Origin of the sequence: Nocardia sp. CA-290969, assembly GCF_050936135.1 — a bacterium.
Lineage (GTDB): Bacteria > Actinomycetota > Actinomycetes > Mycobacteriales > Mycobacteriaceae > Nocardia.
This window is the reverse complement of sequence record NZ_JBNJNJ010000001.1, coordinates 7632748-7643322: the sequence shown is the minus strand read 5'-3', so window position 1 is coordinate 7643322 and position 10575 is coordinate 7632748. Positions and strand designations below refer to the sequence as shown.

At 66.7% G+C, this 10575-nt stretch carries 13 protein-coding genes and 1 tRNA gene; 7 read left to right on the top strand and 7 right to left on the bottom strand.

What is annotated here, in order from left to right:
• Positions 1-97: 97 nt before the first annotated feature.
• The gene (locus ACQEVO_RS35025; RefSeq protein WP_432921708.1) at positions 98-589 is read right to left on the bottom strand and encodes a DUF4254 domain-containing protein; all 492 of its coding nucleotides are present in this window, start codon (positions 587-589) and stop codon (positions 98-100) included.
• Between the two features lie 663 nt (positions 590-1252).
• Between ACQEVO_RS35025 and ACQEVO_RS35020 the strand changes: the two genes are divergently transcribed.
• The 5 genes from ACQEVO_RS35020 to ACQEVO_RS35000 all read left to right on the top strand — a co-directional run bounded on the left by ACQEVO_RS35020 (position 1253) and on the right by ACQEVO_RS35000 (position 4546).
• A complete protein-coding gene (locus ACQEVO_RS35020) occupies positions 1253-1918 on the top strand; it encodes a hypothetical protein (RefSeq protein WP_432921705.1) in 666 nt (221 codons plus the stop codon).
• Complete coding sequence (locus ACQEVO_RS35015; RefSeq protein WP_432921702.1) at positions 1915-2232, top strand: hypothetical protein; 318 nt, start codon at positions 1915-1917, stop codon at positions 2230-2232. Before ACQEVO_RS35020 ends, ACQEVO_RS35015 begins: the two co-directional genes overlap by 4 nt.
• Positions 2232-2405: a hypothetical protein gene (locus ACQEVO_RS35010; RefSeq protein ID WP_432921699.1), complete on the top strand. Its 174-nt coding sequence runs from the start codon at positions 2232-2234 to the stop codon at positions 2403-2405. Before ACQEVO_RS35015 ends, ACQEVO_RS35010 begins: the two co-directional genes overlap by 1 nt.
• A 238-nt stretch (positions 2406-2643) precedes the next feature.
• Positions 2644-2714 (top strand) — tRNA-Ser (locus ACQEVO_RS35005).
• A gap of 263 nt (positions 2715-2977) precedes the next feature.
• Complete coding sequence (locus ACQEVO_RS35000) at positions 2978-4546, top strand: TROVE domain-containing protein (protein WP_432921696.1); 1569 nt, start codon at positions 2978-2980, stop codon at positions 4544-4546.
• 61 nt (positions 4547-4607) lie between these two features.
• On the opposite strand, the gene ACQEVO_RS34995 is transcribed toward ACQEVO_RS35000, so the two are convergent.
• Entirely contained in the window at positions 4608-5819 is a 1212-nt protein-coding gene (locus ACQEVO_RS34995; protein WP_432921693.1) for a helix-turn-helix domain-containing protein, read from the bottom strand.
• A 227-nt stretch (positions 5820-6046) separates the two neighbouring features.
• On the opposite strand from ACQEVO_RS34995, the gene ACQEVO_RS34990 reads away from it, so the two are divergent.
• Together ACQEVO_RS34990 and ACQEVO_RS34985 are read left to right on the top strand one after the other, a co-directional pair.
• The gene (locus ACQEVO_RS34990) at positions 6047-6259 is read left to right on the top strand and encodes a hypothetical protein (RefSeq protein ID WP_432921690.1); all 213 of its coding nucleotides are present in this window, start codon (positions 6047-6049) and stop codon (positions 6257-6259) included.
• Between the two features lie 609 nt (positions 6260-6868).
• Positions 6869-7768 carry a hypothetical protein gene (locus ACQEVO_RS34985; protein WP_432921687.1) on the top strand — a complete coding sequence of 300 codons (900 nt, stop codon included), beginning with the start codon at positions 6869-6871 and terminating at the stop codon, positions 7766-7768.
• Here ACQEVO_RS34985 and ACQEVO_RS34980 read toward each other — a convergent pair whose 3' ends face one another.
• The 5 genes from ACQEVO_RS34980 to ACQEVO_RS34960 are packed head-to-tail and all read right to left on the bottom strand — an operon-like array spanning position 7769 to position 10526.
• Positions 7769-8224 (bottom strand): hypothetical protein, encoded by a 456-nt coding sequence (locus ACQEVO_RS34980; protein ID WP_432921685.1) that lies wholly within the window; start codon positions 8222-8224, stop codon positions 7769-7771.
• Positions 8224-9687 carry a hypothetical protein gene (locus ACQEVO_RS34975; RefSeq protein ID WP_432921682.1) on the bottom strand — a complete coding sequence of 488 codons (1464 nt, stop codon included), beginning with the start codon at positions 9685-9687 and terminating at the stop codon, positions 8224-8226. Before ACQEVO_RS34975 ends, ACQEVO_RS34980 begins: the two co-directional genes overlap by 1 nt.
• The gene (locus tag ACQEVO_RS34970) at positions 9675-10073 is read right to left on the bottom strand and encodes a putative phage holin (RefSeq protein WP_432921679.1); all 399 of its coding nucleotides are present in this window, start codon (positions 10071-10073) and stop codon (positions 9675-9677) included. Before ACQEVO_RS34970 ends, ACQEVO_RS34975 begins: the two co-directional genes overlap by 13 nt.
• Positions 10070-10279 (bottom strand): DUF7620 family protein, encoded by a 210-nt coding sequence (locus ACQEVO_RS34965; RefSeq protein WP_432921676.1) that lies wholly within the window; start codon positions 10277-10279, stop codon positions 10070-10072. The genes ACQEVO_RS34970 and ACQEVO_RS34965 overlap by 4 nt, the downstream gene beginning before the upstream one ends.
• A complete protein-coding gene (locus tag ACQEVO_RS34960) occupies positions 10260-10526 on the bottom strand; it encodes a hypothetical protein (protein ID WP_432921674.1) in 267 nt (88 codons plus the stop codon). Before ACQEVO_RS34960 ends, ACQEVO_RS34965 begins: the two co-directional genes overlap by 20 nt.
• Positions 10527-10575: the final 49 nt, after the last annotated feature.

The window sequence follows — 10575 nt, the reverse complement described above, 5'->3', positions numbered from 1 at the left end:
ATTGCTACCGAACGCCACGGCACGGCCCCGGCCTGATTCCATGGCCGGCCGCGGCGCTTCCGGTGCCGGGCCGTAGCGGCCGGGCACCAGCACTTCCTCACACCCGGGCGGGTAACCGCCGGCGGCCGCCGACGACATCGGTGATCAGTTCGGTGTAGCCGTCGATCAATTCGGCCAGGCGGTGCCATCGCTTCCGGGCGTGGTGATCACGTGCGCCATCGGTTTCCACCGCCTGGTTGGCATCCACCCAGCCCCAGGCCATGCGATCGATCACTGCTCCCAGCGTTTCGATATGGATCAGCCCGTCGTGGCGTAGTGGCGCCCGCTCGTGGACCCAGTCGTCGATATCTTCCACAAGTTCCCGGCGGCGATTGTCCACCTCGGCCACCAGCCGCGCATCGTTCATCCCCGCCCGGCTGGTGTGCAGCACGGCCAGCGCATGAGCCGAACGCAGCAGGTCGTGATCGGCGAATTTGGTCCCCTGGAAACTGCACAGCAGCTGGGTAGCTGTCGGCAATCCGCCCCGCGAGGGCCCCACCTGCGCCCCCCGTCGAACGTCACCCGGCACCATCACACTCTGTTCAAACATGATCGGCTCTCGATTCGGTCGTACCGCATATCGGATTGGCTTTGTTCAGTCGCTGACAATAGTTGATGAACATCACCGACCGCCGCAGAAACGCACTATTGCGTTTGCGATTTGGAGTAGATCACACCCGGACATCCCGGCCCGCAACACAACCCGCCCCGCGGCCACCGCGGTTCCGGTTCACACGGGGTGGCTGCTCGAACGCTCGAACACCGAGCGGATCCGGAGTAAACCGCAATGGTGATCGACGCGGGTCCGCTGGTTGCGCACCGGCGATCTCCGGGGCACGGACGCTGATGGAGAGCGCGAACAGCGGATCTCCGCGACAACGGCAGCAGGAAGCCGCAACGTCACTCCGTAAAGCATCTCCGATTGGGGATCCGGGGGGGGCGAAAGCCCCGCCGGGTGGGGCGTGGGGGCTTCGCCCCCACAAAACACGGCGAAACGAGAAAGGCTCATGCTCTCCATGAGCATGAGCCTCCGACGAGTGGAGCTAAGGGGAATCGAACCCCTTGCTTTTCGCTGGTTTTTCGGGGTTGACCTGCACTTTAAGGATTCTGAGAAACTTTCGGCACCTCCTCGCGACCTGCGGGTTTCCGCTCAGTGGTTGATGGCATCAACAGCTATCAACTGTCCTCAGACACGACAGGAACCCACAACATCATGCGTATCCGTAAGGCTCTGGCCGCTGCTGCTCTCGCCACTACAGCCGCCACCGCCGGGGCCCTGCCCGCGCAGGCCGCACCCATCCCCGGCATCGACCACACCCTCCAGATCGACGCCCGCCTCCGCCTCGTCGGCGTCAACCCCGTCGACATCCCCGGCTACTCCACGAAGGTGTGCGACACCCTCCGCAACGATCCCACCGCCGAGGGCAAACGGGCCGCACTCGACCTCCTCGCCACCGACTACCCCCATCCCATGGCTCAGGGCTACGCCCTCGGGGTCATGGCTGACGTCCGATGCGACGACACCGTCCCGCTGCTCCGGGACATACCCGCCGCCCCCGCAGGCACCCCGGCCGCCCAGGAGATCGCCAGCCAGGCCGACAACGACGCCGCCATGTCCTCGTGGTCGGCGAAGGTCGGCGTAGCCACCACCGCGGGATCGTTGATCGGCGCCGGCACCGGGTTCGTGCTCGGCTGCGCGATCGGCGGAGTCGTCACCAGCCCCACCCTCGTGTTCATCCCGCTGGGCTGCCTCACCGGTGGCGTCACCGGCGCCGGGATCGGCGGAGTCCTCGGCACCCTGATCGTCGGCGGGCCCACCGCGGTCATCGCCGGTATCGAGATGGTGCAGGTTCTGCTCACCCCGACGGCCGCGAAATGAGCGACCCGACCATGCCCCTGCCCGAGTGGCAGCCGCAGCTGACCGAGCAGTCCCTCGACGCCCGCCGCCAGGCCATGGCGATGGCCGTAGCCTCCGAGGTCGCCGCCGGCGGTCGCGTCGAATCCCAGACCGACACCACCGCGGTCATCGTGCGCGGCTCGAAACCGAACCACACCCTGCACCTGATCCTGTCGCTCGTGACGTGCGGGTGCTGGCTGTTCGTGTGGCCGATCATCGCCATCGTGCAGAAGGAACACCGGACCGCGCTGCAGGTCGACCCGTACGGGCAAGTCCTGCGCCAGGTGCTCAGCTGATGTACGACTGCCAGCACCCCGCGGTGAGCCTCACGGATCGTTTCACCGTGGCCGGGCTTACGACGCTGGGCTACCGGTGCGACGTTTGCCTCCGGTCCGCGGTGCTGTACCGGCTGCCGGAGGAGACACCGGTGCCGGAGGAGATCCTCGACGAGCTCGCGCGGCAGCGGTAGGTCAGACGTCAAGAAACGGCGCTCCGATGGGGCGCCGTTTCTTATTGCCCACGTTTTGGCAGGTAGTGACATAAATCTGCTGTGATGGACACCTCCGAAACCAGCTCGAGATTATCGGGCCGACGGGTTACATTGGACGTACTTCCGCTGCGAAGCTCCGGGGTTACTTCACATTTGGGATGCGATCCGTACCTCGGGCGACTATTTCTCGGGAGCACAACTTCAGAGTGTGCGAATCGCCCGTTGCGTAGGTGGGAGTTACTTCCTCTTTCACAGGGGTAACGCGGGTTCGAATCCCGCCGGGAGGCTTGCCTCCTGTCGTCTAGTGGCCTAGGACGCCAACGTCACTTCTGCCGTCTATTTCTCGGGCGATTCAAACCTCGCGTAGGGTCCTGCTGCGCAGGTGAGGGTTACTTCACTGTTAATCAATGGGTCGCGGGTTCGAGTCCCGCCAGCAGCTTGCTGCTGTAGCTCAGGCGGTAGAGCAATTGGGCAAGTCCTTCACCGATCATTTCTCAGGACCCACACGCGGGACTCCGACGTTGTTCTCCCCCTTCACAAAGGGGACTGACATGGCAAAGTTCAACACGAGCACCGCCCGCCCCGTGGGGCATGCTCCGATCCGGACCGATTCCACCGCTACCGGCACCACTTACGAAGGTGCGCCCGGGTACGCGCGTGACGCACAGTCCGAACTCTTCCTCCTCGCGGTCACCAATATGGTCGGCGAGAACACCTTCTACGAGAGCGCCGGCGATCGGGATTCCCGGTTCTCCCAGCTCGTCCGCCAGGTTGCCGTCACCGACTTCGACTGGCTCACCCGATTCGCACGCTGGCTCCGCGGTGAGGCCAACATGCGCTCCGCGTCCCTGGCCCTGGCAGCCGAGGGCACGAAAGCCTGCCTCGCGGCTGAGCAGCCGGGCTCACGCGCGCTCATCGCCTCAGTACTTCAGCGGGCCGACGAGCCCGCCGAGTTCATCAGCTACTGGCACGCCCACTACGGACGCAAGCTCCCCATGGCCGTGAAGCGCGGCGTCGCCGACGCGGCAGCCCGGTTGTACAACGAACGCTCGTTCCTGAAGTGGGACAGCGACTCGCGCGGCGTGCGGTTCGCCGACGTCATCCAGCTCGCCCACGTCGACCCGCGGTCGGAGTGGCAGTCCGCCCTTTTCAAGTACGCCATCGAGGCACGGATCGGCATCGAGGGGTTGCAGATCCCCGAGCAGCTGGGCGTGCTGCGGGCGAACACCGTACTGCGTGCTCTCGGACCCGACCGGATCCGGGAGCTGGCGGAGGCCGGCGAACTCGCCGAGCACCTGTCCACGGCCGGAGTCACCTGGGAGGCTGTGCCGTCCCTGGTGAACGGTCCCTGGACCAAGGAACTGTGGGAGTCGATCATCCCCTCCATGGGCTACATGGCCCTGCTGCGGAACCTGCGCAACTTCGACCAGGCCGGAGTCTCCGACACGGTCGCCGCGACCGTAGGCGCTCGCCTGTCCGACCCGGAGCAGGTGGCGAAGTCCCGGCAGCTGCCGATGCGGTTCCTGTCCGCCTACCGGGCGGCCCTGTCGCTGCGCTGGTCGTGGCCGCTGGAGCAGGCGTTGGACGCGGCCGTGTCGAACGTGCCCGCACTCGACGGCCGGACGCTGATCCTGATCGACACCTCGGGTTCGATGAACGCGGGGTTCTCGAAGGATGGCACGCTCATGCGCTGGGATGCCGCGGTGGTGTTCGGCCTGGCGCTGGCTCGCCGCTGCGCGCACGCCGATGTGGTCTCCTACTCGAACCACGGACTGCGGTTCGACCTGCGGGCAGGAGAGTCGCTGCTGTCGGCGATCGCCCGCTGGAAGAACGACGGCTTCTTCATCGGCGCCGGCACAGCGACCGCAGCCGCTACGAAGGCGACGTTCGACCGGCACGATCGGGTGGTGATCCTGACCGACGAGCAGACCGGTTGGGGTGGCGACCCGGGCGCCGTGCTGCCTCCGACGGTGCCGCTGTACACCTGGAACCTCGCGGGGTACCGGCACGGTCACGCTGCGGGCGGACCGAACCGGCACACCTTCGGCGGACTGTCGGACAAGGGGTTCGATCTGATCCCGCTGCTGGAACGGGGACGGGACGGCAACTGGCCGTTCTGACCCCCGGACATGACGAGAGCCCGGCCGGAACGTATCCAGCCGGGCTCTCCCCCGTTCAGGGTTACATCGCCTTGATCCCGCACCACGCCACGAAATTCCGCAGCGTCTCCGTGCTCCGCGCCTCCTGACGCGCCAGCGCCCGCACCGTTTCGTGCACCATCGGGTGATACCGGGTCTGCGTCGGAGCGATCCTCCGCGCCACCTGAAGGGCAGAGAACGCGCCCTCCCGATCCCCGTGCAGTAGGAACGCCCGCGCCAGATCGATGTAGTGGTGGCCGGCCCGCTCCCTGGGAGTGTTCTTCGGCAGCTCCATTCCCTGAGCGCGCGCTACCGCGGTCGTCCCGTCCAATGCTTCCACGGCCAGGCCGACCGACCAGATCTTCGCGTTCGTCGGACCGAAGCACAGCCGGTAGTCGTCACGGTCCACGCCGATCCGGGCCGCCGTCTCGGTCGCCTCCGCCAGATGCGCGTCCGCGGCATCCCTACGTCCTGCACGAGCCGCAGCCAGCCCGGACTTGAGATGCAGGTTGCCCCACATGGACAGCACCTTCGGGTCGCCCTTGCCGATCTCGGACTCGATCTGCCGCCGCGACTGCTCCAGGAACTTCTCCGCGCCCGTCCAGTCGGCGGCGCAGATCATCTCCCCGGCCCGCTGGTAGTCGCCGGCCAGGACGGCGAGCTGGTCCCCGGATTGCGCGGCCGCCCACTCGTAGCGGTCCACCGCCAGCGACGCGAGGTCGATGTAGCCGAGCTTGTACACCACCTGCGAGGTCGCCGCGTACGCCTCCGCGAGGAGCCCGAACACCCGCTCCTGCTCCGGGCCATCGGTTGAGTACCACGCCACGCGGAGATCGTGGAGCAGCGTCGGGAGTAGCTTGCCCAGCTCCTCCAGTTTCACGAGGTGCCGCAGCTTCGACGCCCGCGCCACATCCTTGGCGAGGTCATCGATCGACCGCGGGGGGACATCGTCCGGCGGGATCCGGTACACCGCCAGCTCCCGGCGGACGTCCGGGATTCCCGCGTGCACCATGTGCTCGTCGTGATTGTCCCTCGGATACGGCTGGTCGAGGAGATCCGGTACGCCCACCTTGAGCGCCCGGGCGCACGCCGAGATGAAGGCGGGGGATGCGGGGACCCTGCCCTGCTCGACCTGTTTGACCAGGGAGTGCGACACGTTCGCCTCGGCGGCGAGCCGGGCTTGTGTCCAGCCGGCGAGCTTGCGTTCTTCCGCGACGCGCGCCCCCACGCCGTCGTTCTTCTGCTTTGCGCTCATGGTCCTCACATCCTGCGTTGCCCCTGCTCACCATGGTGCCAAAAGTTTTGTCCCTCCGCTGATGAACAGCGGACGAATCTTGGATGCAACACCCCGGGCCGGTAACCCCGACTCCGGCCTGGGGTGCCAAACCACCACGCAACACCACAACATCCACAACACAACACGCGAGGTCTCCGATGACAGAGACACCACAGCTCCCGGTCCGCACTCCACGGAACCGGGCCATGGCAGCCGCACTGCAAAACTGGGGCTGCCGCGACCACAACCTGATCCAGCGCACCCTCGACGGACTCCGCGACGACCATCCCCCGGCCTGCCGAGCCAAGGACGCGATCACCACCTGCGCCCACGCCTACATGGTCATGTCCGCGCACGCCGCCCACCGAGGCTGCCCCCGCTACACCGCTGCCGCCAACTACCTCGTGGCGGCCCCGTGATCACATCCGATCCGGCCACCTGCGAATGCCGCCAGCGTCCATGGGTGACGATCGGCATGCTCGGCTTAACCCCAGCGGAGACCGGAGACGTGATCCGCTGCCCAGACCGAGACCACTGCCACTTCGGTGCACCCATCCGGGACGGGGTCATCGCACCCCACTACCGGAATATGGCCGGTCGGTGTAGCTGGGAAGGATTGCGGGTGCGGGAATCCATGCCCTGCCAATGCGGTGGCTGGCCCTGGATCCGCGCCGGCATCCTCCGGAACGTCTTCCACCACGGGATGATCCCCATCAACCCAGTCCGGGCGGCCGGCTGTCCCGGTTGCGGGAAGCTCGTCACCGTCGAGAAGAACCGGTTCGCGCTGCATCCCCTGAAGTCCGGAGGTTGCGCGTGGTCCGGGATCTACATCGCCCTTGGCGCATCCGTGCCGCCGCTGGGTGTCAAAGCTCCCGCGTCTACTCGGGCATGAGAGGTGCCTTGGTGGACACGGGCGGGCGGGCCGCTGTATCGGCGGCCCGCCCTGGCGATCCTGTAACGACGAAACGCCCCCGCCGATCCTGATATCAGGACCAGCGGGGGCATCGTTCCCCGAGACAGGGGACATCATGGCCAGATACGGCCTGGCGGGCGCACTCCTCGCGACCGCAGCGATCGTCACAGCATGCAGTGGAGACGAATCCGTCACCACCACCTCGAGCACATCCACCACCCAAGAACCGACGCTCGGCGAGCTGATCACGTTCTCACGTGCCGACGGCGGGGATACGGTGGGCACCATCCGATTCCACGAGGCCGTGATGCTGCCCGCGGAATGCACCTGGGACGACGAGCAAGTCCTCGGGCTTCGGGTCGACATCGACAACCCCGGCGACATCTACCTGCCGGCGCCGGACGCCTTCCAACTGCAGACCGTGGACGAGGGCGGCTACACGCGGGACGTCGAGCACACCACCATCGAATCGGAGTGCGACCCCACCTATCCCGAGATCGCCAGATCCGATCCGCGATCCAAGACTGAGGGCTGGGCGTTGGTGAAGGTGGAGAGCCCGCCGACCGCGGTGGTGTTTCAGCCGTTGGTCGCCGAGCCGGATTCGACCATCGAGAACATCAAGTTCGTGCCCGTCGCGCCGCAATCGGTGAAGATCCCGCTGCCCGGTCTGGCGACAGCGCCCGCACCCGCCACCACGGTCGCGCCGACAACCACCACAACTCCGCCACCCCCGCCGGTGGTGATCGAAACCCAGGAGATCAGCTACCCGGAAGCCGGGGAATCCTGCGACACCAGCACCGATACGTGGGCGCTCGACTCCTCCGGCGGGCAACTCCGCTGCGCTTACGCCGGCGGCCCCACATCGAAGTGGGTCAACAGCGCGCCATTCATCGGAGTCCGCGAGGAAGGCTCCCCGTGTGACATGAGTGAATCGGGGGTAGCCGAAACCGCGGACGGGACACCGATGGTGTGCGTCGGCTCCCGCGGTGATTCGGTGTGGATGCCCGGGCCCTGATCAGGGTTGCGTGATCCGCATCCACCCACCGGTCTGCAGGGTTCGGGTTCCGCCGCCTGACACCCCGCGAGCCCACACCGTCACGACATCGCCCTCGGCGAGCGCGATCCCCGCGACCGAGGCGGTCCTGATCTGCGTCGAGGAGCCGTCGACCACGAACGATTGGATGAATGGCGCTCCGAGAGAAACTGTGTTGACCCGGAAATCGACCTCGACCGTGACAGCCGTGAACCCCGAGTTCTGCACGGACCACTCCACCGCGAGGGTTGCCGCGGATGCATTGCGCTGAGCAACCAGGCCATTGCTGGACACCGAGGATCCCGGGAAGGTCGCTGTATCGGCGGTCCAGTTGATGATCTGCGTGAGGGTGGAGTTCGGGATGGTCTGGTTGCTGCTCTTGTTCATCCCGGACGGCAGGAACGATCCGCCTACGCCGCCGACCACGATGCACGGCATCAGGCCAGCCCCGTGATATCGGCGACCAAGCCCTTGCCGGGCGTGGTCCCTACCGCGGTGATGTAGACGGTGAGGATGTCGCCGATCGCGAAGGACCAGGATCCGCTGACGGTCCCGCCCGCGACCTGGTCGGCCGCGGCGATCGCCGCACTTGTACCGGCGACCGTGACGCCGTTCTTTCGCAGCTCCACCGTGAGGTTGCCGGAGGCGTCGGCGGTGATTGCCCGATAGGTGACCGACGTGAACGTCGCCGCCCGCTGCAGTTTCAGCCCGCCCGGGAGATCGCCGGCCGAACTCGCCGCACGGGTGGTGTCTTTGCCGAACGCCGGGAAGCAGATGTCGTACGGGACGGTGCCCGTCGTCGGGGTGCGGGTGTTGGACAGCCGGCTGTCGTTGCCCTCACAGGCCGTGCCCGCGGTCGTCCCCAGAACCAGACTGGACGTGCCGGCGCCGATCGCCGTCCGGGCAGCGCCCGCGTTCGCTGCGGTGAGCACACCGCGACCGGTGGCGGTGGAGTCCGTGATATCGGTGGCCACATGGGTGTGCACGGTGTCGGCCTTGCCCGCCAACCCGGGGACGGTCGGGGAGGCCGCAGTGCCGCCCAGGTCGCCGGTCAGCTGCAGGATGCCCTTCACGGTGTCGGTGGCGTCCGGGGCGGGTGGACCCGTCTCGCCGGTGTCGCCCTTCGGGATCGTGAGATCCAGGGTCCACGCCGGCGGCCCGCCGAACACATTCGCGGTGGCGGGCGCTCCCGGCGCACCGGTAGTGACGGTACCGACGTTCAGGTCGAACGAGTTGACCGCCGCCGCCGCATCGGCCGCCGCAGTCTCGGCCGCACTCTCACTCGCCGCAGCCGCGGCCGCCGCGTCGGTTGCTTCCTCGATCTGCGGGATGGTGACCGGGTCCAGGTGTTCCCCGTTGTCCAGGATGAATTCGAGGGCATTGCCGATCAGCTCGACATCCACCACCGACAGGCCGCGGACGACCGCCTCCCCATTACTCGCCGGGACGGGCGAGGCCAGGGTGAGATCCACGAGCCCTTCGGAGTCCTCATCGGGGTTCTCTGGGTCCGGGCCCGGGATGAACTCTGGGACATTGAACGAGAACGGCGCGATCGGGACCGGGGTGCCCTCGTAGTTCAGATCGAACGTGACCTTCCACGTCCAGCCGCTGGGGTTGGTGGTGTCCTCGGTGGGCGCCACCAGCTTCACGCCACGGTCGCCCCGCCATGTCAGATAGCCGAACTCGTCCAGGCTCACCTTGTAGTGCTGCGGGAGCTGCACATACGTGGCCGGGTCCGGCTCGGCCGTGGCCACCAGAACCTTCGGCGCGCCCGCGGTGAACGTCAGCGTCCCCGACAGCGGTGGGAACTCCGGCAGGTCCTCGATGTCCGGGCCATCGCTGATGTTCGCGAGGAACCGGCCGACGACCTTGCCGTACCGCAGTGGGTTCAGTGATGCCACTTGTTCCTCCAATGTCCAACCGGCTGGAAGGTGGGTCGTCCCCGCTGTATCCGGATCAGCGTCCACAGCAGGTCCGCCACGGCCACGCCGACGAAAAGCAGCATGATCGGCCGGAAGATCTCCCGGCCCCAGTAGTTGTAGTCCGTCAGGATCGTCACCAGACCCTGCGTGCAGATGGCGGCGATGCACAGCACCATCCGCAAGATCGCCCGCCCAGTCGCCTCCGCCCGCCAATTCGACCGGGTCACATAGAGGAGGCAGAACACCCACGACACCACGGCGACACCAGTGAGGATGACATTGGCGACCAGGTCCTTGTCCGGGCTCAGCAACACGGCCGCCGTGCCGGCGATGGCGGTGGTCGTCAATCCGATGTATCGCATCATGTCGCTGCCCTCCGTGTGAAAGTCCTGTTGATCGACTCCCCGAAGCCATTGCGAACGATGTAAGCCGTGACCGCGCCACTAACCCGGTCGACCTCTTCACCATTGCGTCGCACGTGTTCGAGCTGCCGGTCGGCGCGCTCCTTCTCGGCCCGCGCCCTCCGCAACTCCTCCGACTCCTCTACGTGCTTATTCCGCCGACGCCACATGACCACTCCCCGACCGGGCGTTGGTGCCATAGGCAGTAATGGACTCGAGCATGCGCACCGACAGGTCGCCCTGCGCTGTCAGCTTCGCTATTTGCGATGCTTGCTCAGCGATCGTCTGGTCCTTCGTAGTGTTGGCCTGCTCCAGGTACTCGATACGCGCGCGTAGGTCGGCATAGCCGAGATCGACCTGTTCGCGGGGGACGAATTTCCCGGACATGATCATGCGCAGCCAGGTGATGGTGAGCACCGCACTGAAGCTGACCAGTCCGAGATCGCCCCAGGGAACGGCTCCGAGC